Source organism: Providencia zhijiangensis (genome assembly GCF_030315915.2).
Lineage (GTDB): Bacteria > Pseudomonadota > Gammaproteobacteria > Enterobacterales > Enterobacteriaceae > Providencia > Providencia zhijiangensis.
The window spans coordinates 1,151,038-1,171,658 of sequence record NZ_CP135990.1; the positions used below are offsets into that span (position 1 = coordinate 1,151,038).

At 41.2% G+C, this 20,621-nt stretch carries 19 protein-coding genes and 1 other annotated feature; of the genes, 6 read left to right on the top strand and 13 right to left on the bottom strand.

Annotation, left to right across the window (positions count from 1 at the left end; translation table 11 throughout):
- Window positions 1-9: 9 nt before the first annotated feature.
- The 3 genes from hisC to hisG are packed head-to-tail and all read right to left on the bottom strand — an operon-like array spanning window position 10 to window position 3,306.
- Window positions 10-1,080, bottom strand: a complete 1,071-nt coding sequence (hisC, locus tag QS795_RS05195; protein ID WP_154638976.1) for a histidinol-phosphate transaminase — start codon at window positions 1,078-1,080, stop codon at window positions 10-12.
- A gap of 3 nt (window positions 1,081-1,083) precedes the next feature.
- The gene (hisD, locus tag QS795_RS05200; protein WP_318626988.1) at window positions 1,084-2,400 is read right to left on the bottom strand and encodes a histidinol dehydrogenase; all 1,317 of its coding nucleotides are present in this window, start codon (window positions 2,398-2,400) and stop codon (window positions 1,084-1,086) included.
- Window positions 2,401-2,406: 6 nt separating this feature from the next.
- A complete protein-coding gene (gene hisG / locus QS795_RS05205) occupies window positions 2,407-3,306 on the bottom strand; it encodes an ATP phosphoribosyltransferase (RefSeq protein WP_036952018.1) in 900 nt (299 codons plus the stop codon).
- 40 nt (window positions 3,307-3,346) lie between these two features.
- Window positions 3,347-3,474: a sequence feature (His leader region), on the bottom strand.
- A gap of 252 nt (window positions 3,475-3,726) precedes the next feature.
- Between hisG and QS795_RS05210 the strand changes: the two genes are divergently transcribed.
- Window positions 3,727-4,551, top strand: a complete 825-nt coding sequence (locus QS795_RS05210; RefSeq protein WP_286272186.1) for an SDR family oxidoreductase — start codon at window positions 3,727-3,729, stop codon at window positions 4,549-4,551.
- Window positions 4,552-4,592: 41 nt separating this feature from the next.
- Here the strand turns inward: QS795_RS05210 and QS795_RS05215 are convergent, their stop codons facing one another.
- On the bottom strand, window positions 4,593-5,216 hold the full coding sequence (locus QS795_RS05215) for a glutathione S-transferase family protein (protein ID WP_154604335.1): 624 nt from the start codon (window positions 5,214-5,216) through the stop codon (window positions 4,593-4,595).
- 277 nt (window positions 5,217-5,493) lie between these two features.
- Between QS795_RS05215 and QS795_RS05220 the strand changes: the two genes are divergently transcribed.
- Window positions 5,494-6,699 (top strand): serine hydrolase, encoded by a 1,206-nt coding sequence (locus tag QS795_RS05220; protein WP_318626991.1) that lies wholly within the window; start codon window positions 5,494-5,496, stop codon window positions 6,697-6,699.
- A 270-nt stretch (window positions 6,700-6,969) separates the two neighbouring features.
- Entirely contained in the window at window positions 6,970-8,544 is a 1,575-nt protein-coding gene (locus QS795_RS05225; RefSeq protein WP_286272191.1) for a coiled-coil domain-containing protein, read from the top strand.
- A gap of 107 nt (window positions 8,545-8,651) precedes the next feature.
- Here QS795_RS05225 and QS795_RS05230 read toward each other — a convergent pair whose 3' ends face one another.
- The 4 genes from QS795_RS05230 to QS795_RS05245 all read right to left on the bottom strand — a co-directional run bounded on the left by QS795_RS05230 (window position 8,652) and on the right by QS795_RS05245 (window position 13,685).
- On the bottom strand, window positions 8,652-10,019 hold the full coding sequence (locus QS795_RS05230) for an L-serine ammonia-lyase (protein ID WP_286272193.1): 1,368 nt from the start codon (window positions 10,017-10,019) through the stop codon (window positions 8,652-8,654).
- A 154-nt stretch (window positions 10,020-10,173) separates the two neighbouring features.
- Window positions 10,174-11,490, bottom strand: a complete 1,317-nt coding sequence (locus tag QS795_RS05235) for a serine/threonine transporter (RefSeq protein WP_286272195.1) — start codon at window positions 11,488-11,490, stop codon at window positions 10,174-10,176.
- Window positions 11,491-12,394: 904 nt separating this feature from the next.
- Window positions 12,395-13,003, bottom strand: coding sequence for an undecaprenyl-diphosphate phosphatase (gene ybjG, locus QS795_RS05240; protein ID WP_181478191.1), 609 nt, complete (start codon window positions 13,001-13,003; stop codon window positions 12,395-12,397).
- A gap of 418 nt (window positions 13,004-13,421) precedes the next feature.
- On the bottom strand, window positions 13,422-13,685 hold the full coding sequence (locus QS795_RS05245) for a GrxA family glutaredoxin (protein WP_006657693.1): 264 nt from the start codon (window positions 13,683-13,685) through the stop codon (window positions 13,422-13,424).
- Between the two features lie 192 nt (window positions 13,686-13,877).
- Here QS795_RS05245 and QS795_RS05250 point away from each other — a divergent pair, with 192 nt between their 5' ends.
- From QS795_RS05250 to rlmC, 3 genes are all read left to right on the top strand, one after another.
- A complete protein-coding gene (locus QS795_RS05250) occupies window positions 13,878-14,234 on the top strand; it encodes a YbjC family protein (RefSeq protein WP_154604330.1) in 357 nt (118 codons plus the stop codon).
- A gap of 168 nt (window positions 14,235-14,402) precedes the next feature.
- On the top strand, window positions 14,403-14,921 hold the full coding sequence (locus QS795_RS05255) for a YbjN domain-containing protein (RefSeq protein WP_286272202.1): 519 nt from the start codon (window positions 14,403-14,405) through the stop codon (window positions 14,919-14,921).
- 7 nt (window positions 14,922-14,928) lie between these two features.
- Window positions 14,929-16,056: a 23S rRNA (uracil(747)-C(5))-methyltransferase RlmC gene (gene rlmC / locus QS795_RS05260; protein WP_286272204.1), complete on the top strand. Its 1,128-nt coding sequence runs from the start codon at window positions 14,929-14,931 to the stop codon at window positions 16,054-16,056.
- Window positions 16,057-16,080: 24 nt separating this feature from the next.
- Here the strand turns inward: rlmC and QS795_RS05265 are convergent, their stop codons facing one another.
- The 5 genes from QS795_RS05265 to artP all read right to left on the bottom strand — a co-directional run bounded on the left by QS795_RS05265 (window position 16,081) and on the right by artP (window position 20,584).
- Window positions 16,081-17,481, bottom strand: coding sequence for a hypothetical protein (locus QS795_RS05265; protein ID WP_286272206.1), 1,401 nt, complete (start codon window positions 17,479-17,481; stop codon window positions 16,081-16,083).
- 194 nt (window positions 17,482-17,675) lie between these two features.
- Entirely contained in the window at window positions 17,676-18,344 is a 669-nt protein-coding gene (gene artM, locus QS795_RS05270) for an arginine ABC transporter permease ArtM (RefSeq protein WP_036951879.1), read from the bottom strand.
- Window positions 18,341-19,081, bottom strand: coding sequence for an arginine ABC transporter permease ArtQ (gene artQ / locus QS795_RS05275; protein ID WP_036951876.1), 741 nt, complete (start codon window positions 19,079-19,081; stop codon window positions 18,341-18,343). The genes artM and artQ overlap by 4 nt, the downstream gene beginning before the upstream one ends.
- A 12-nt stretch (window positions 19,082-19,093) precedes the next feature.
- Complete coding sequence (gene artJ / locus QS795_RS05280) at window positions 19,094-19,837, bottom strand: arginine ABC transporter substrate-binding protein (RefSeq protein ID WP_132494435.1); 744 nt, start codon at window positions 19,835-19,837, stop codon at window positions 19,094-19,096.
- 18 nt (window positions 19,838-19,855) lie between these two features.
- Window positions 19,856-20,584 carry an arginine ABC transporter ATP-binding protein ArtP gene (artP, locus tag QS795_RS05285; protein WP_154604327.1) on the bottom strand — a complete coding sequence of 243 codons (729 nt, stop codon included), beginning with the start codon at window positions 20,582-20,584 and terminating at the stop codon, window positions 19,856-19,858.
- Window positions 20,585-20,621 lie beyond the last annotated feature (37 nt).

The window sequence follows — 20,621 nt, forward strand, 5'->3', positions numbered from 1 at the left end:
ATTTCCTAATTAGCAAAGTGCTTTAATCGCTTCAATAACACGGACGTTTTCAATTTCGGTACCAATGGTGATACGCAGGCAGTTGATTAGCCCCGGTTGCTTGCTTTGGTCGCGTAAAATAATGCCTTGATCCCACAGAGCTTTAAACACTTTAGCGCCGTCGGTAAAACGCACCAAAATATAGTTGGTTTCACTTGGGTAGACGGTTTCGACAACCGATAAGTCACGCAAAGCTTCTGAAAGCGCAATACGATTTTCGCGAATTTCTAACACGCGTTTTTTCATGGTGGCGATGCCATCAGCATTCAGAGCTTTTTCCGCTATCAGCGCCACAGGGGTAGAGAGCGGATAAGGGGCGATGACTTTTAGTAAGACTTCAATCACTTCAGGGGATGCCAAGGTAAATCCACAGCGTAACCCTGCTAGTGCAAATGCCTTTGATAAGGTTCTTAAAATCACTAGGTTCGGGTATTTGGCAAGCCAGCTCGCGACGCTGAATTCTGGGCAAAATTCAATATAAGCTTCATCGATCACCACCAGCGCGCGGCCTGCAGCCATTTCTAATACTTCCAGCAGCGCTTGATTATCGATGATGTTGCCCGTTGGGTTATTTGGGCTACAGATGTAAATCAGTTTGGTATTCGATAAGTTTTCGCGGATAGCGGTGACATTCAGAGACCAGTCGGGTAACGACAGAATTTTTTTCTGTTCTACACCAAAGGTTTCTGCACTGACGCTGTACATGCCATAGGTTGGCGGGCAGAACATCACTGCGTCTTTACCGGGCTCGCAAAATGCACGGATTAATAATTCGATAGATTCATCAGCACCACGGCACACTAAGACTTGTTCAGGTGATAACCCTGCATAGGCCGCATAGTTGTTAATCACGCCAGCAGGTTGCGCCTCTGGGTAACGATTAAGATTACGTTCAATAAACTGATAATCCGGTGCTGTTGGGTATTCGTTGGCATTGAGCCATACATCCCCATTTCCCCCAAGACGACGGGCGGACATATACGGGGTCATTACTTTTACATTTTCGCGTGCAAGGCTGGCTGCGTTAAACGTCTGGCTCATGGTTCACTCCTGATTTTGTTTTTTTAGTTCGGTGACTCGTAAGGTAACGGCGTTTTTGTGGGCAGTCAGCTGCTCCGCTTGTGCCAAAGTTTCTATGGTGTTGGCTAATCCTAGTAACCCTTGAGCCGACAGTTTTTGTACCGTCATTCGCTTCATAAAATCGGCTAAGCCAAGGCTTGAATAGGTTGATGTGTAACCATAAGTTGGTAATACGTGGTTGGTGCCGGAAGCGTAATCCCCCGCGGATTCTGGCGACCAATCCCCAACAAACACCGATCCTGCACTGGTGATAGATTCCACCAAATCATCGGCATTGCGAGTTTGCAGAATTAAGTGTTCAGGCCCATAGCGGTTGCTGATTTCAACACATTGGTTGATAGAGTCCGCGATGATCACACGGCTTGCACTGAGGGCTTCACGCGCAATAGATGCACGAGATAATACCGCAAGCTGCTTTTCAGTCTCTTCAATGACACGCTGAGCAAACTCTGCGTTATCGGTGAGCAAAATCACTTGAGAATCTGGCCCGTGTTCCGCTTGAGATAATAAATCCGATGCCGTAAACGCAGGGTTTGCTTGGCTATCGGCAATCACCAACACTTCAGATGGCCCTGCTGGCATATCAATGGCCGCACCTTGGTAGCTTTGGCTAACTTGGCGTTTGGCTTCCGTGACATAGGCATTGCCAGGTCCAAAAATTTTATCAACGCTCGGAATGCTTTGGGTACCAAATGCCATCGCAGCAATGGCTTGGGCGCCACCGACTTGGAAAATGTCAGTGATACCGCACAGTTTGGCTGCATATAAAATTTCGTCTGCAATCGGTGGCGGTGAGCAGAGAATAATGTTGCGGCATCCGGCGATATTCGCAGGCGTTCCCAACATCATGACCGTAGAGAGCAACGGTGCGGAGCCACCGGGAATATACAGCCCGACAGAATCAATCGGGCGGGTCACTTGTTGGCACACCACGCCTGCTTGAGTTTCAACGGTGATCGGCGCAGGTTTTTGGGCTTCATGGAAGCGGCGAATATTGCCAATCGCTGTGTTCATTGCCGCTTTAATGTCATCGCCAAGGCGAGCTTGGGCTTCATCAACGGCTTCTTGTGAAACACGAACAGAGGTAATGTCTGTTTTATCAAAACGTTGGCTCAGGGCGATGAGGGCCGCATCTCCCTCTGTACGCACTTGGTCAATAATTTGACTGACTGCGGCGCTAATGTTGCCAGAGGCGGCAATAGCAGGGCGCATCAGTAAAGCTTCTTGCTGCTCTTCAAGGCAGTCTGACCAGCGAATTGGTTGATTGAATCCCAGTTCCATGGCGAATTACTCCATCATTTTTTCAATTGGTAAAACAAGAATTGAACTTGCGCCCAAGGATTTCAGTTTTTCCATGGTTTCCCAGAATAGAGTTTCTGAGCTGACCATGTGCATGGCAACACGGCTTTGGTCACCTGCTAATGGCAGAATAGTTGGGCGCTCGGCTCCCGGCAGCAGTGCGATGATCTCTTCGAGTTTTTCACCTGGAGCATGCAACATAATGTATTTTGATTCGCGCGCTTGGATAACCCCTTGAATACGGGTCATCATGCGGTCAATTAACTGTTGTTTATCGGCGGACATTTCACCGTCACGCTGGATTAAGCATGCTTTTGAGCGGTAGATGACTTCCACTTCTTTTAAGCCGTTTGCTTCAAGGGTTGCGCCTGTAGAAACGAGGTCACAAATGGCATCGGCTAAACCAGCGCGTGGCGCGACTTCTACAGAACCGTTCAGTAAGCAAGATTTAAATGTCACGCCTTTTTCATCAAAATAGCGTTTTAGTAGGTATGGGTAAGAGGTGGCGACACGGGAACCATTCAAGCATTCTGCCCCGGTATAATTGAAGTCTAATGGCGCAGCTAGAGAGAGGCGGCAGCCACCAAAATCAAGGCGACGTAATGTTGTAAATTGTGGGTTTTCACCGCGAGCTTGGCGGCTTAATACTTCTTCTTCCAGTACGTTTTCACCAATAATACCGAGGTCAACAACACCGTCCATTACCAGCCCCGGGATATCGTCATCACGTACACGAAGTAAATCAATAGGCATATTTTCTGCATAAGCAATCAGTCGCTGCTGTTGTAAATTGATTTTAATGCCGCAGCGAGCGAGTAGCTCTCTTGACTCTTCGCTTAGACGTCCTGATTTCTGTATTGCGATACGTAAACGTGATTTGTCCAACATAATTTTGCTCCACATCCCAAAAATATCTTTTTGATTAATAATAAAAAAACCCTCGGAAGATAATCTTCCGAGGGTTTTCTCAATTCGCATTTCAGCCACCGGAAGAGTCGTTGATCGTCTTCCAGCACACATCGCCCGAAAGACTAATCAGGATGATGGTGATGATGATGGTTGCGTGAAATACGAGTCATAATAGCTTCCGTTTAGTTATTTGGATAATTGCTTAAACATTCAATACTAATCAAGCTATCCGATTTCATACTATGAATGCAACCCTTTTTTTCAAAATAACTCATAATAATTAGTTCCCGGTTTTTTATAGTGATTAATCCCTTGGAAAATAGCTTCGGAAGTTGAATGATTTTCAGCTAATCTATGAGGCAATGAAGTCATCACTTTCTCAGTATGCGGGACAGTAATATGAAAAAAATTGCCATTATTGGTTTAGGTTGGTTAGGCGTTCCTTTAGCGAGTCGTTTGATGGCGCAGGGAATGACGGTCGCGGGAACGAAAACGAGTTTGGACGGTGTTGAAGCTGCCAAAAGGGTTGGTATTGACTGTTATCAATTGCAACTGACGCCAGAATTACAATGCGATACTGATGATTTGAGCGAATTAATGGAGGGGGCGGATGTGATGGTAATTTTATTACCACCATCGAAAGTCAGTCTCTCAGAGTATATTGTCGCTATTGAGCAGTTAGTTGATAGCGCAATTAGTTATCAAATTCCTCGGGTTATTTTTACATCATCCACTTCTGTCTATGGTGATGTGGATGGTGTTATTGATGAAGGTGCGCCATTACTTGGCGAAACCGCCTCGGCACAAGCGTTAATTGCAGTTGAACAATGGCTTCATGACTTACCTAATATTCAAGTGGACGTGCTGCGATTAGCTGGTTTAGTGGGTGAAAAGCGTCATGCAGGACGATTCTTAGCCGGGAAACAGCAAGTCAAAGGGGCTAATCAGCCAGTTAATATGGTGCACCAAGATGATGTGATCGCCGCAATTCTGTTGTTGATCCAGCAATCCAATGGTGGGCATACTTATAATTTATGTGCTCCTGACCACCCGACTCGTCAGCAGTTTTATACCCAATCTGCAACGACTTTAGGCTTAACTCCACCTGAATTTGCGGTTGAAGAGAATGAAGCTGAAGGGAAAACAATCGATGGAAATCGTATTTGCCAAGAAATGGGTTTTGAGTATGAGTTTACCCACCCACTTTATATGCCGATGAGTTAAATAAAAGCCGTGGCGCTCAATACGAACGCCACGCTAAATGCTTATTTGATAGGTAACATCACAATTTCTTGGAATGCAGGGCGTTTGGCCAGTGTTTGATACCAGCGCTCTAAATGAGGAAATTCAGGGCGCTCTGTTACAATTTCATGCCATGGGTAGAACAGTGGCGCGATGGCGATATCCGCAATACCAAATTTATCTCCGCTAAAATAGGCCTGAGTCGCCAGAGCATCATCCGCAATTTTCAGCAGTTTTTCGATATTTTGATAAATGATTTTGGCTTGAGCTGGATCTCTATCCGCTTCAGGAACGCGAACGATTTTGTTCATCATCTGCTTGATATGGTCAAATAAATTAGCGCTACTCCAATCCATCCATTTATCTGCCGCCGCTTTTTCCTGTAAATCACGGGCTAACAATAGGTGAGAGTGATCATATTTTTCCGTAAGGTAACGTAAAATTGCATTGGATTCCCACAGGGTAAAGCCTTCATCCTGTAAAGTTGGAATTGTGCTGTTTGGATTCATTTTCTTATATTCAGGTGTATCAACACCACCGAATGGGCCACCAACATCTTTTTGATTATAAGGAATATTCAGCTCTTTCAAGCACCACAGTACTTTTTTTACGTTTGAAGAGTTAGTACGTCCCCAGACAGTTAACATTGGAATCTCCCATGACTATGTTTTAACTTAAAGACGGTATTTTTGACCTAAACAAGATAGATGAAATTAATGAATTGAGAAACTTTATTATTTATTAATTGCGGTGGTCATCATCACTTATTTTGTTTAGGGTATGGGGGGATTTTGATAAACGTAATATTTTGCAGTATCTCAATGAATTTGACTGCATTTTTGGTTTCTAGTGAATATTTTATTAAAAATGGTTTGATTGTGATGAACGCTTTGAATAGCACTACTAATAGTAAAGGAGTAACCAATGAATAAAACAACATTGTCCTCAGCAATTCGAGGAACAGGTATCGGGTTTAGTCTATTCGTTGTGATGAGCACCAGCAGTTATGCCGCTCAGACACCGGTTGCTCCACAAGTTGACGCAAAAGCGTTTGTATTAATGGATTATAACAGCGGTAAAATTTTGGCTTCAGGTAACCCTGATGAGCGTTTGGATCCTGCAAGTCTAACCAAGATCATGACTAGCTATGTGGTTGGGCAAGCGGTCAAAGCGGGAAAAATTACGCCGCAAGATATGGTGACAGTCAGTGAAGCTGCCTGGGCGACAGGCAATCCAATTTTAAAGGGTTCTTCCTTGATGTTCTTGAAACCGAAAGACCGCGTTTCGGTGTTGGATTTAAATAAAGGCGTGGTAATTCAATCTGGGAATGATGCCAGTATCGCCTTGGCTGAACACGTTGCTGGCAGCCAAGAATCTTTTGTTGACCTGATGAATGGTTACGTCCAAAAAATTGGTTTAACTAATACGCATTTTAAAACAGTACATGGTTTAGATTCTGAAGGACAGTACAGTACCGCTCGGGATATGGCTGTGTTAGCCCAAGCGCTGATCCGTGATGTGCCTGATGAATATGTATTGCACAAAGAGAAAGAGTTTACCTTCAATAATATCCGCCAACCTAACCGTAACCGTCTATTGTGGAGCCAAAACCTCCATGTCGATGGCGTGAAAACAGGGCATACCAGTGGGGCTGGTCATAACCTAGTGGCATCAGCAACTGATGGTCCTATGCGCTTGATTTCAGTCGTTTTGGGGGCGCCGAGTGACCGCGTTCGTTTTTCCGAAAGCGAAAAGTTACTCACTTGGGGCTTCCGTTTCTTCGAAACAGTGACTCCGATTAAAGGGGATGCAGTTTTACAGAAACAACGTGTTTGGTTTGGTGACATTTCAGAAGTGCCTTTAGGGGTCGAAAAAGATGTGGCAGTGACCATTCCAAAAGGTCAGTTACAGAATCTGAAAGTGGATATCAAATTGGATAATGATTCCCTTGAAGCGCCTTTAGCATTGAACCAAAAGGTGGGCACGATTAACTTTATTCTTAATGGTGAAGTGGTTGAGCAGCATCCACTGGTTGCAAAACAAGCCGTAGAGGAAGCGGGATTTGTAGGGCGTATTTGGGATTACATTATGAAAACCATTACTGGCTGGTGGAATGCTATTTTTGGATGATTAAAGCCTAATTATAAAATTAATATATATGGAGGCCTCTTTGTGAGGTCTCTTTTTTTTAGTAAATAACATTAAATAAACTTACAGATAAACTTCAATTGAAATGTTTTTAAATCAATTTAATAATCATTTTAATTGTTTGAGAGCTAACTATTTTATTGTTATTTAAATATCAATGACTGAAATTATCTCATTCAATTTCATAATGTATTTATTAATTTAATTAATTGAAATGGAGAATTATCAATGGGCATTTCCATGGAAGAAAGAATGCAACAGCTGTCCTTACAAAAAAATACGCAAGGGATTGGGGAAAACAGCGTTAATGGCGGTCGTGCAGATAACCGTGGTGAAAATAGTGGTGTGATGAAATCTGGCGATGCGACGGATTCTGGCAAAGGTGGTGGCTCTGTAACTGGTGGTAATACGTTAAACCTGCATACCAATAACCATATTATGGGCGGCGGTTCTGCGCGTAACGATGGCGATAATAATGGCGAAATTGAAGGGGGTCATAGCACCAACTTAGGTTTAAATAATAATGAGCTCAATGGGGGTTACGCAACGAATGAATTGGGTTCAGTGAACCATAAAAACTCCTTTATTAAAGGGGGTAATGCAGTTCGTGAATTACAAAGTGGTATTGAAAAATATCAAGGAATGCAAAAACAATTGGCGGATGCAAATAAAGAAATTATTCGTAAAAATAATGAATTATTAAACTTACAAAAGGAAATTGACTCTCAAAAACTAGAATTACAGAAGCAGCAGCAAGCGTTAGCAGAACAAGCTTTTCAATCGGAAGATATGCAAGGTAAATTGGATGTGGCGCAACAGCTTCTTGCACAAAGTGAAAAAGAAAAGCAGTCATTAAATAATGAACTGGTGAAGGCGAAAGGGGATGTGAGTCAACTTCGCTCAGATATGAAAGCGCAACGTGGCGAGATAGACAAACTCAAAGCTCAGGTTGATACGGGCAAGCAAGAGATCCAAGAGCTGGAAGTTAAATTAGATCAAGCGAATGGAGATAAAGAAAAGCTCGAAGAGCGTTTGAAAGTTCAGCAAGATCGTAATAAAAAGCAGGAAGAAAAAATTACTGAAATTCAAGGTAAGATTGATGGTAAGCAAAAAGAAGTAGTCGCTTTGAATGACAAGCTTGCAGATGAAGGAAAAAATCAAGCAGGTTTAAATGCAAAAGTTCAGCGTTTAGAAAAGGATATCGACAACTTAAAGGGCATTTTAAATAAGAAAGTTGAAAAAGAGTCGGAGTGCAGCTCTAAAGTCTCTCAACTGAAAGAAAAAATTGGTGTCTTAGAGATGGAGAAAAAAAAGCTAGATTCCTTATTGCAGCGCGAACTTCAATCTTATACCAAACTGGCTGAAGAATATCGTCTCTATAAGCTGTCCGTTAAAACAGACATGGAAACATTTAAACAGCTGAAACCGATGCTCACTAAAATAGGTGATTTAGCAAACCAAGGTGAAGATATCTTAAACGACCCATCTAAAGCGTCGACAGTGACATTTGAAGCAACCGTAAGCTCGCGTAAAACTGAACGCTCAGCAGGAAGCACATTAGGTGGTTCTGCACAAAATTCAGGGACTAATTTAGGTACAATTAATGGTGGAAATAGCACGAGCAACACTCAGATCACTGGCTTGGTTGTTGACGATAGTGCGGTTGAAGTTGCTGCAGATAAATTAATTGAAAATATGAGTAGTTTGATGGAAACCACCGAAGCCGTTATTAAAGATACGGGAGAGTCAGTAAAAGGAATGGTTGGAACGGCAGGGATGTTTGTTCAGACTCAAACGGCTCAACACATTAGCGGTATTGGTTTTTAAAATTTTGTATTAATTGATTATTGATTTTATTAGGAATAATAAAAGGCCTACGTAATATGTAGGCCTTTCTGGATAATGCTCACCAACGTTGCAATGTAAGCGATAAATTACTCGCAATGACCTAACTTAATCGCCAAACCGCCTTGAGAGGTTTCACGGTATTTTGCGTTGATATCTTTACCTGTTTCATACATGGTTTCGATCACTTTATCGAGACATACGCTTGGCGCACTCACACGGCGTAATGCCATACGAGCGGCGTTTACAGCCTTAACAGATGCAATCGCATTACGTTCGATACAAGGTACTTGGACTTGTCCGCCAACAGGGTCACAGGTTAAGCCTAAGTTGTGCTCCATGGCGATTTCTGCCGCGACACACACTTGCTCTGGGCTACCACCCATTAATTCTGCCAAACCAGCAGCAGCCATTGAACAGGCTACACCGACTTCACCTTGGCAACCGACTTCTGCACCCGAGATAGACGCATTCATTTTGTACAGCGTACCAATCACGCCTGAAACTAAGAAATAGCGGGTATAAGAGTTTTCGTTGACTGGGCGAATAAACTTATCGTAGTAAGCCAATACCGCAGGAATAATTCCGCAAGCACCGTTAGTTGGTGCAGTGACAACACGACCACCCGCGGCATTCTCTTCATTGACGGCAAGGGCATACATGTTGATCCAGTCAATTACCGCCATTGGGTCAATGTTGTTATTGTCAGAAGTCACTAATTGGCGACGCAGTGCCGCTGCACGGCGAGGAACACGCAGTGGACCTGGTAATAAACCTTCGGTGCTGACACCGCGTTCAATGCCCGCTTTCATGACATTCCACACCGCCGCAAGATATTCAGAAATTTCTTCTTTGCTGTGGAGGGCTAATTCGTTTTGCATCACTAATGCAGATAAAGATAGTCCCGTTTCTTTACAGTGTTTTTGTAAATCAGCCGCATATTTGTATGGGTAAGGGACTTGAACCGCATTTTCAGTCTCTTGACCGAAATGCTCTTCATCAACGATAAAGCCACCGCCAATGGAGTAATAATTTTTGGTATACAGAATGTTATCGCCATCAAATGCGGTAATTGTCATTCCATTTTCATGTAATGGTAAGTTGGTTGAATGGAAATTCATCCCACCTTCAGTTGGGAAATCAACTTCATGTTGGCCATTTGCCAGCATCAGCTTGCCTGTTTGCTCAACATTGCGCATAAATGCTGGGATAGCATCAATATCAATCGTATCGGGCAGATTACCCGCTAAACCCATAATAATCGCCATATCAGTGGCGTGGCCTTTACCTGTCAACGATAAAGAACCATAAACATCGACGGAAATACGCGTGGTTTTAGTGAGAAGATTTTGCTGGATGAGGTCATCGACAAACTGCTTACCGGCTTTCATAGGGCCGACAGTGTGTGAGCTGGATGGTCCGATACCGATTTTAAAAATGTCGAATACGCTAATCATATTCTGTCTTCCTATATTGAAGGATCCCCATCAAACTGCCAATTACAGGGTATTTGTTGTCAGTAAGATGATTATAGAAGATCCCTCAATTAACCAGATTGATATAGGTTAATTGAGGGCTTAGATTTACTTGATTATTTACTAATTTTTTTAATTAGAAGAATAACTTGTAAGTTGCAGCGGAGATAGCGACCAGACCCATGATGACAACGAAGATATTGCTGAGTTTACCGGAGTATTTACGCATCGCAGGAACTTTGCTGATTGCATACATTGGCATTAAGAACAGCAGGATTGCGATAACTGGGCCACCTAGACTTTCAATAATATCCAGTACACCAGGGTTCAGTGTTGCGACAAGCCAAGTCGTCACTAACATGAACAGTGCAGTACCACGGTTTAATTTTTTAACATCAATAGTTTTGCCTTTTGCACGATATGCTCGTTCAACTAAACCATTGAAACCTTCACGAGCACCTAAGTAGTGACCTAAGAATGATTTGATGATAGCGATAAAGGCGATGATTGCGGCAGCATACTTGATGAACGGCTGATCAAAGTAACCAGACAGGTAGTCAAGGATACTGATGTTTTGCGCTTTAGCAGCAGCAAGGTCCGCTGAAGACAGCGTGAATACACAGCTGATGACGAAGAACATGACAGTCAGAACCATCAGGATGTGCGCAGAAGCCAGAATGCGTGAACATTTTTTCTCAGCCGCTTCATCATACTCTTCACGTTTTGCCACAGAGAATGCAGAGATGATTGGTGAGTGGTTAAACGCGAACACCATCACTGGGATTGTTAGCCAGATAGTGATCCAAATGCTTTGTCCACCGGATGCTTTAGCTGCTTCAGTTACGCTGTCTAAAGATAATGTGCTCAGAACATCGGTGCTCCAATGTGGAACCATGTACAGAGAGAAAGCGACCAGTACGGCGATGAATGGGAACACCAGCATACTCATGACTTTAACAATGTATTTTTCACCGAATGCCACGATTGCCATGACGCCACCGACTAAAATCAGTGCCAGCAACCAACGTGGTGGAGCGCCAACGCCTAAAAGTTCAGTCAGGAATTTGTTGACGTTGTTCGTGATAGAAACACCATAAACTAACAGAATAGGATAAATAGCAAAGAAATAGAGCAGGGTGATCCAGTTACCTGCTGTACGACCAAAGTGTTCTTCTACAACTTCAGTGATGTCACCGTCTTTCTTTGAACCGGAAAGTACAAAGCGTGTTAAACCACGGTGAGCGAAAAATGTCATTGGGAAAGCAAGTACTAACATCAGTAATACTGGCAGTAATCCACTCATACCCGCATTGATAGGCAAGAATAAAACACCCGCGCCGATGGCTGTACCATAAAGGCCGAGCATCCACACGGTGTCTGTTTTACGCCAAGCGGTAGCATTCCCTGTTTGCGAGGCTGTTTTGTTGATGGAACCAACTTTTGTTGTATCCATAATAGTCTCCAAAAATAAAAGTCAAAAATAAAAATTGGGTGCCTATTTCACTAGGCTCTTAATCTTTTTGTACGATTAATCGACGGTTTAATCAGTGGTTAGTAAATAAACAATCGGTTAATACACTGTCTAGCCATTAATAATGGTTTTATACGTAACAATCTGATTGGAAATAAAACTAAGATGAATATGAAATTCATTTTCAATCAGTTTTGTAATTTTATAAGTAATTTTTAAAAGTGGATTTTGAGTGTGAGAATCTACATTTTAGCAGAACAAAATGCCGTGATCATTATCTCAAAAGAGAAATATCCCCCATCTTTATCAGGTCACAGTGAATTTTGTAAAATTGTTAATGGAATTTAACTTAGTGCTAGTTTTCATAGATTTTCGGCAATGTTCATAAAATGATTATTCGACAAATTTATTTATATAAAAATACAAAACATTAAAACCGTTATCATGTTAATAAAAAAATTAACGTCAATCAGATGATCAATGACTTGAAAATACGGATGAAAAAACCGCTTTATTCTTTAGAGAAATACCCAGCTGAATTTTATTTTAACATGTTGATATAAAATGGATTTATATCTTTACGTTAATTGATTAATAACGTGATTAATTTTTTTGGTTAATTAATGTTCTTGCGGAATATGTTAATTGTTTTAGGGGATTTAAGATTAGAAATAGAATACTTATTTTTTGTCGCAAAAAATAATAAGAAATAGTTACAAAATATTTGTTAATTAATTGTTTTAATATTTATTTGATAAATTCAAATAAAGTTATTACTGCTAAAAATAAATGAAAACAAACTTTGATTTAGCTCAATATTTAATGATGGGGAAAATGAAGGGAAAAGTACTGACACTGATAATAGGTCAGTACTTTAAATCACCAATTAAGGTTGCATCCATCCTTTACGAATGAGAGAACCAAATACGAGGTGGTAAAGACGAGTGATTGGTTGCTGAATAACACTGCCGCCCACAGCCCAAATCAGCTGAGATAAACCGCAAGAAATAGCACCTAAGATAAATGCACCGACCATGTCTAACGGCCAGTGAACACCAAGATAAATTCGAGACCATGCAATAACGATGGCAGGAACCATAAACACGAAGCCAACCCATGTTCTTAGCCAGAATAAGAAAGCAAAAACGAAAGTGAAGACAATAGTTCCATGGTTACTCGGGAAAGACGGAGTTGCGTCGTGATCTAAGAAATTAGAGCCAATGCCCATCACGAAAGGACGCTCATGGGGTGCAAAATAACCAATCAACCAAGAAATTACTAAGCCAATGACAATGGCGTAAGCCGTTTTGCAGGCAAAGGTACGTTGGCGAGTCATATTTGACTGCGCACCCCAAAACCAACACGCAACAGTAAATAGCGGGAAAATAAGGATCAAGCGTTTGGCGATCACTGTGGCTAACGCAATAGTACCACTTGCGGACTCAGGCGTTGCGTTGATCAGATTAAAAAGATCCAGATTTAGTTGTTCCAGCACGATCAGAGTACCTCGGACATTAGTTCTCAAGAAGACGGGACATAGCAATGGGAAGGGGTGAATTAAGACACGCTCTAGGCCTTGCTACTCAAGCTGACAAATTTACTTTTTGTTAAACATTAACTCAATCAATATTTGCTCAATAACAGTGATTTATCAGGGTAATGCAAAAGTTCTAGACACAAAAAACCCGATAGCATGAAAGAATCAAATGGCTATCGGGCTCCTCAATATGGGGACATCAAAGAAAAGCAGTGGCACTAATTAAGACTACAGCAAAGGAGGAAAGTTCTCTCGGTGATCAGAAAAAGTGCAATTTTTGATGAAAACATTTTTGCATAGCACAAAAAGAAAAAATAAAGCCCCAAATGAGAGGCTCATCTGGGGCTTTATAAAAGAAAATGTCTTGTAAGATTGATTACTTATACAGACTCAGATTTTCTTTAGCGTATGCTTCAAAATCGGTGCAACCACCGATGTGTTTTTCATCGATAAAGATTTGAGGAACGGTTTCTACAGTTTTACCAACGGTTTTGGATAAGTCTTCTTTAGAGATACCTTCCGCTTGGATATCAACATAGCGATAATCGAAGTCGTCACGTTCATTCTTCAGTTTTTCTGCAAGTTCTTTAGCACGAACACAGTATGGGCAACCAGGGCGACCAAAAATAACAGTGTACATAATATCTCCTTAAATTTAGAACTCAGATTCTAATGACTATTCAGATACAAAATAATAATGCCCAATACTATGCCAACATCAGCTTCTAAATAAAAGTTGAATTTTCCTTTCATAGCTATAGGCAGTCTATATAATTTGCTAGTGGTGGTGACGATACTGTCAATATAAGGTAATAAAACGAAGGAAAACATCATGGAACAACAGCAAAAACCCATAAAAGAGACTAAAGGGACGATGCGCTCACTAGCGGATATGCCAAAACCCGTTCTATTTCTTGAGGGTATCGGAATATTATTACTAATCACCGTATTACTTGCCACTAATGACTATATTACGCTGCCGGAATGGCTAGCCAGCTCTGGCGCGATTGTCTCAATGGTGCTGGTTGGAATGGGGTGTTTAATCCCAGCGATGATCAATATTATCTGGCGAGCCGTTCATGGCCTTACTTTTTTGGGCATTGATAATAAATCGGGTGGCGCGAGTCGTGATCGTCGTAATCAACCAAAAGAGGCGACACGAGATGATGATAAACCAGACGAAAAGTAGAGCAGGGCATGGTTTTACTGGTGTTTAGACTGGCTATGTGTGAAAATTGTCCGCTTTCTATTTGTTAGAATGAATTGTTAGAATGAATTGTTAGTATGAGTGCTTGGTTGGCACGAATATGGTTATTTTTGGTATATCGCTATTTTGAGTTGAAGAAGGTTATTGATCATGGATTCTATTTGTTACCCAGATATCTCACAACTGCGTGAGTGGTTAGACCAACTCAAAACCTCTTATTTCGAGTGTGATTCTTGTGCTGCTTTGCATCTCCCTCATATGCAAAATATTGATGGGATCTTTGATGCTAAATTAGACATTATTAATAATGTGTTAGTACTCTCAGCACTGGCGGAACTTAAACCTACCGCGATCATTACGCTGGTGGCAAATATTAGCCAAATTAACGCTAGCTCATTAACGGCAAAAGTTTTTCTCGAAATTAATAATGAAAACCTACCTAAGTTGGTGGTTAGTCAATCATTTTCGTTAGAGGCTGGGATTACCTATCGCCAATTTAGCCATTTCTTACAGCAAGCCGAAGAGCAAATTTCCGGTATTGTGTTTGAAATTTTCAGTAATAATCTGCTTTATGCTAATCAAGATGAGTATGAAGAGTTAGAGCCGGATGATAATGATGACGATACTGAATCCGACCTTGATGATAAACCTTCCGTGATTATTCACTAAATACCCTATGCATTGTGAAAAATATTTGGCAGGAGAATGTCGCTCCTGTCAGTGGCTAGAATTATCGCCAGAACAGCAAATTTCCCGTAAACAAGATAATCTGCAATCTTTATTGCCTTCTTTGGCGTCATTTTTATTTTTGACGCCAGTGACGGGGCCATTTGAAGGATTTCGCAATAAAGCCAAAATGGTTGTCAGTGGTAGTGTTGAAAAACCGATTTTGGGTATTGTTAACCGTGATGGAGATGCTGTTAGTTTAACGGAGTGCCCGTTATATCCCACTGAATTTTCAGAAATCTTCGCGCAGCTTATGCCTTTTATCGCGAGAGCTGGGTTAACCCCCTATAACATTGAACGTAAGCGCGGTGAGCTAAAATATATTTTGCTGACTCAAAGCTGGCATACCAAACAATTTATGTTGCGTTTTGTCTTGCGCTCCGATAAAAAAATTGAGCAATTACAAAAAGCATTACCTTGGTTACAAGAAAAATTGCCGCAATTGGCCGTGATCACTGCCAATATTCAGCCCGTACATATGGCTATTTTAGAAGGTGAGCAGGAAATTATGTTCACTGAGCAACATGTGCTGAGGGATGAGTTTAACCAAGTTCCTCTGTTTATTCGCCCGCAAAGTTTTTTCCAAACCAACCCTATTGTGGCTGCACAGCTATATCAAACAGCCAGAGAATGGGTCAAAGCGCTGAATATATCCAGCTTGTGGGATCTGTTTTGCGGTGTGGGTGGCTTTGGTTTGCATTGCGCGGATAAGACGATCAGGCTAACGGGAATTGAAATTAGTGCGCCCGCTATTGAGTGTGCTCGTCAGTCTGCCCAAGAGCTGGGTTTGCAGCATGTGGAATTCCAAGCATTAGATTCAACCAATTTTGCCACCAGTCGCCAAGATATTCCCGATTTAGTGCTGGTGAATCCACCTCGCCGCGGTATTGGTAAGAATTTATGCAATTATTTATCTGATATGCATCCTGAGTATATTCTCTATTCCAGCTGTAATGCCCAAACGATGGCGCAAGACTTTGAGTTATTATCAGGATACGAAGTTTGCAAAGTTCAACTGTTTGATATGTTCCCGCATACAGCACACTATGAAGTACTAAGCTTATTGAAGCGAAAATAGTGACTAAAATAGATAGGTTTGCGCCTATCTATGATGAATTTCTCCATATTCATCAATAGACAAATTACCTTTTTTGTTTTTTATTAATGGGAGCTTTTCAGCAACGGTTAATATCATCTTTTCAACATCCGTTTCAGTTGAGTAGATGTTCCATTTCCTCTTCAACCCCACAATCGACAATTGGGTTTCACTGTTTATTGAGTCATGGTGTTTTAGCTTCATTTTGAAATTCTCTGATAATGCAATTTCTATTTTGTTCTTTATTAGAGATTTTTTTATATTGTCTTGGATTTCATTATTGGTTAGTGAGAATAATTTTATTCTATTGTGACTATCAGTTTTTTTCTGAATAAGTCTGACATTAAGCAGAGTGTGACCAGCATAAGAACGCTCAGTTTCCCCATTGATATTAAACTCATTGAAAATTTGGAACAATTGATTGAAAAATTCGTAGCTATCTTCAGAAATTAAAATTCCTTCATTAGGATCAAAAAATTTATATATTACTTTTTGATGGCAACGCTGCGCTGATATGGCCATACAGTGATTTAGGCTAGCGAGAAGGCAGTAATAGTAGGCATTGTTTTTTATCGATTCATCGATATCAAGTTCAATTTGAGAGAGTGTTTTTAACTCGCCATCATGGTTAGTATTGTGTCTATCTTTTAGTGTATAGCTATTGTCATTGATTAATCCGGAATACACTTTCCTAGCCGCTGATATAAGGGTGATTTTGTCTACTTCATGTAGAAAAAACGAGGTTAGAATTAGCTTGGCGTCATTTATGGTTAATGGTTTTTTGTTCGATAATTTCTCGTTGATTTTTTCTACATTTTCACTGGATAAATATAAATGGTCAGTACTATCTTTATTCAATATTTTATTTATGTAATGCTCTATATTGGCAGAAAAATTATAGTCAGTGAGAAACGTATCGGGTTCATTTAATTTTTGAGTGATTTCGGGTATTTGAAGTAAGTTAACCAAATATTCAATATTTTCTTCCTGAGCACCTATCTCTCTAAGTGTGAAATTATTTATATCGATTGATAGATTATTTAATTCAGTGGCGTTCCCATAATCTATTTGCTCATTGATGGCTTGATGAATTAGAACGTTAAATTCTGCGAGTTTAATTTTTTTAGTTAAATTTAAAAGATATTCATCGAGTGTATCTTGAGGCTCTTCATAATGAGTTAGAGTATCGAAGGACTCATTTATCTTCTCTATATATTGCGTGCCACGGTTATTGTTCTCATGCATCAGAAAACAAGTGGAAAGACCACGGCAAATACCCGCTTGAATAGGACTAATATTTGAGACTTTGACAAGTTTATTTTCAAATAGACTGGGAATATTCGTTGCGATGTAATCAACAATAGACGCTTGTTGAAAAGGAATGGAAAATTTAACTTTTGTAATCATATAGATAACCTTATTTAATCAGTATTATTTTGCAATAATTCATGCTACCAATACAAAAAGGTTCTATCTTTCAAAAATCAATATATACAAAAGTAATTGGTTATGTATATTTTTCATATAAAAAAAGCTTGGTGTTGAATCAAGCTTTTTTATGTGTAAAAACAATGAGTTTATGGACGCAATGGTAAGCTAAATTAGCTACGATGTTCAAATGCCAGTGCTTTACGCTCAATCAGACGCATAATTAACGTCAGAATCGCGTTTACCACAAGATAGATAATCCCTGCCGCGACGAACGCCATGACATCCCATGTTTGCCCAAATACTTGGCTACTGTAGCCCATAATATCCAGCATCGTAATGGTACTGGCGAGAGAGGTACTTTTGAAAATCAGTACCACTTCGTTGGAATAGGATGAAAGTGAACGTTTAAACGCATAAGGGAGAATAATCCGCATGGTTTGCAGCTTATTCATACCCAGCGCTTGGCAAGATTGCCACTGACCCGACGGAATGGCTTTTACCGCACCATGGAATAACAGCGTGGAATATGCCGCACTGTTTAATGCCAGCGCCACCATCGCACAAACCCATGGCGTCGAAATAAACTCCCATAGCATTGGGTAATCTTGCAGTGACTTAAATTGGCTAGGCCCATTATAAATCAAGAAAAACTGCACCAATAACGGCGTACCGGTGAATAGGGTGATATACACCTTAACTGCTTGTGAAATGACGGGAGTTTTAAGGGATAAGATCAGCGTAAAGAAGATGGCTAAGATAAAAGCCACCAATAACGCACTGAAGGTCAGTGACAAGCTGGTCGGTAATCCCGGTAATATTTGTAGAATTAAATCGATCATTTCGCATCACTCCGTTCAAAACGTGTGGTGCGCAGTTCAATACGTTTTAGCACCAATTGGCTTAATAGGGTGATAGCAAGGTAAATCAGTCCCACAATGGCGTACCAAGTAAACGGTTCATGGGTACGGTTCACAATGGTTTTGGTCTGTAGCATTAAGTCATTGACGCTAATTAAGGAGACTAACGCGGTATCTTTGAGTAACACTAGCCATTGGTTACCTAAGCCCGGCAGGGCATGACGCCACATTTGCGGCATGATATAGCGAAAGAAAATGGTACGTTTGCTTAATCCAAGAGCCAATCCCGCTTCCCATTGACCATAAGGCACAGCTTTCAAGGCACCACGCAAGGTCTGTGAGGCGTAAGAAGCATATAACAGTGCAAGCGCAACCACACCACAGAAGAATGGCGTGTAGTCAAATTCGCCGCTGTCAGCAAAGAAAATGCTCGGATCAATTTGGAATGTACCTTGCCAGAAACCTAAGTTAATGGCGATACCATCACCTAACAGGTTAATGAGCTGGAGCGTTCCAAAATAGACAAACAGCACCACTAGTAGTTCAGGTAAACCACGGATCAGCGTGACCCAGCAGGTTCCTAAAAAGGCGAGAGGTTTGAACCGAACAGATTCCCATGCGGTAAATAGCATTGCGAGAACCAATCCAAGGACTAGCGCTAAAACGGCAAGGCCGACGGTAATACCGGCGGCACTTGCTAAAAAGAATAAATCATTCATTAATTATATCGACTACTGTTGAAACCATTTTTTATGGATAGCATCGTAGGTGCCATCGGCTTTAACTTCAGATAAGGCTTTGTTCATCTTATCAAGCAACTCTTTGTTGCCTTTACGAACCGCGATACCTAAACCAATACCAAAGTATTGTGGATCGGTCACTTTGTCGCCCACAGCCGCTAAGTTTTCATTACCTTTCGCTTTTAACCACTCATCAGCAACGGCAGTGTCACCGAAGACCGCATTAATACGACCGTTTTGCAGATCTAAAATGGCAGATTGGTAGTTATCATATGGGACAACCGTCATATCTTTATGTTGTTCCAGAATGTATTTCTGGTGTGTAGTACCGTTTTGTACCCCGATTTTTTTACCTTTTAACTGGTCAACAGCAGTAACTTTATCTTTTACCGCAATAAATTCAGCGGAGTTCGGATAGTAAGTTTCGGTGAAATCCACTTGTTGTTGACGCTCAGGGGTAATATCGATACCCGCCATTAACGCTTCAAAGCGACGGAATTTTAGGCTTGGGATTAAGCTATCAAAAGATTGGTGTGTGAATGTGCAGGTTGCATTCATTTTTTCACACATTGCATTTGCCAGATCCACGTCAAAACCTACGATTTGGTTGTTTTTATCAAACATTTCAAATGGGGCATAAGTGGCTTCAGTTGCAAAACGGATAGTCTCTTTTTCCGCCGCCGCCGCAGATAGGGTTACAGCGCCTAATAATGTAGCTAATAATAATTTTTTCATTGCTTAATCCTATATCTATTAGTGGGACAGATAATTTGCAAATGCTTCGGTTTGAGGTGCAGCGAAGTGGCTAGCATCTCCTTGCTCTACAATATGACCGTTTTCCATATAGACCACACGGCTTGCGGTTTTACGGGCAATTTCAACTTCATGGGTCACGATAACCTGGGTGATCCCCGTTGCTGAAAGTTCACGAATAATGTCCACCACTTGCGCTGTGATTTCAGGGTCAAGTGCGGCTGTTGGCTCATCAAATAACAGAACTTGTGGTTCCATCATTAAGGCGCGAGCAATCGCGACACGCTGTTGTTGGCCGCCGGATAAATGCAGGGGATAGCGGTCAGCAAATTGCGATAAACGTAAACGCTCTAATAGCTTAGCGGCTTTTTCTTGGGCTTGCTGTTTGGATAACTTCAAAACGCGGCATGGCGCTTCAATTAGGTTATCCATCACACTTAAGTGAGGCCAAAGATTATATTGCTGGAAAACCATGCCTACGTTTTGGCGCAGATCGCGAATAGCTTTCGCATCTGGTGCTTTGGCAAAATCAAAAGTATGGTTGGCAACATTGAGTTGACCTGAACGTGGCATTTCTAGCAGGTTAAGTACGCGCAGTAAGGAGCTTTTCCCTGCGCCGCTTGGCCCGAGTAATACCATGGTTTCACCAGCAGAGCACTCTAAGTTGATATCAAAGAGTGCCTGATGGTTACCGTAGAAACAGTTTATGTTTTTTAATTGAATGCTCATGCTTACCAATAATATCTAAATTAACTACCCGCGATAT

Bases quoted from the DNA above. Each gene is read 5' to 3' on its own strand.
- artM (WP_036951879.1), bottom strand. From the start codon at position 18,344: ATGATCGATTTAATTCTACAAATATTACCGGGATTACCGACCAGCTTG.
- QS795_RS05245 (WP_006657693.1), bottom strand. From the start codon at position 13,685: ATGTACACTGTTATTTTTGGTCGCCCTGGTTGCCCATACTGTGTTCGT.
- QS795_RS05255 (WP_286272202.1), top strand. From the start codon at position 14,403: ATGGATTCTATTTGTTACCCAGATATCTCACAACTGCGTGAGTGGTTA.
- artJ (WP_132494435.1), bottom strand. From the start codon at position 19,837: ATGAAAAAATTATTATTAGCTACATTATTAGGCGCTGTAACCCTATCT.
- QS795_RS05235 (WP_286272195.1), bottom strand. From the start codon at position 11,490: ATGGATACAACAAAAGTTGGTTCCATCAACAAAACAGCCTCGCAAACA.
- hisD (WP_318626988.1), bottom strand. From the start codon at position 2,400: ATGGAACTGGGATTCAATCAACCAATTCGCTGGTCAGACTGCCTTGAA.
- QS795_RS05220 (WP_318626991.1), top strand. From the start codon at position 5,494: ATGAATAAAACAACATTGTCCTCAGCAATTCGAGGAACAGGTATCGGG.
- QS795_RS05250 (WP_154604330.1), top strand. From the start codon at position 13,878: ATGGAACAACAGCAAAAACCCATAAAAGAGACTAAAGGGACGATGCGC.
- QS795_RS05210 (WP_286272186.1), top strand. From the start codon at position 3,727: ATGAAAAAAATTGCCATTATTGGTTTAGGTTGGTTAGGCGTTCCTTTA.
- QS795_RS05230 (WP_286272193.1), bottom strand. From the start codon at position 10,019: ATGATTAGCGTATTCGACATTTTTAAAATCGGTATCGGACCATCCAGC.
- hisC (WP_154638976.1), bottom strand. From the start codon at position 1,080: ATGAGCCAGACGTTTAACGCAGCCAGCCTTGCACGCGAAAATGTAAAA.
- QS795_RS05265 (WP_286272206.1), bottom strand. From the start codon at position 17,481: ATGATTACAAAAGTTAAATTTTCCATTCCTTTTCAACAAGCGTCTATT.
- QS795_RS05215 (WP_154604335.1), bottom strand. From the start codon at position 5,216: ATGTTAACTGTCTGGGGACGTACTAACTCTTCAAACGTAAAAAAAGTA.
- rlmC (WP_286272204.1), top strand. From the start codon at position 14,929: ATGCATTGTGAAAAATATTTGGCAGGAGAATGTCGCTCCTGTCAGTGG.
- artP (WP_154604327.1), bottom strand. From the start codon at position 20,584: ATGAGCATTCAATTAAAAAACATAAACTGTTTCTACGGTAACCATCAG.
- artQ (WP_036951876.1), bottom strand. From the start codon at position 19,081: ATGAATGATTTATTCTTTTTAGCAAGTGCCGCCGGTATTACCGTCGGC.
- QS795_RS05225 (WP_286272191.1), top strand. From the start codon at position 6,970: ATGCAACAGCTGTCCTTACAAAAAAATACGCAAGGGATTGGGGAAAAC.
- hisG (WP_036952018.1), bottom strand. From the start codon at position 3,306: ATGTTGGACAAATCACGTTTACGTATCGCAATACAGAAATCAGGACGT.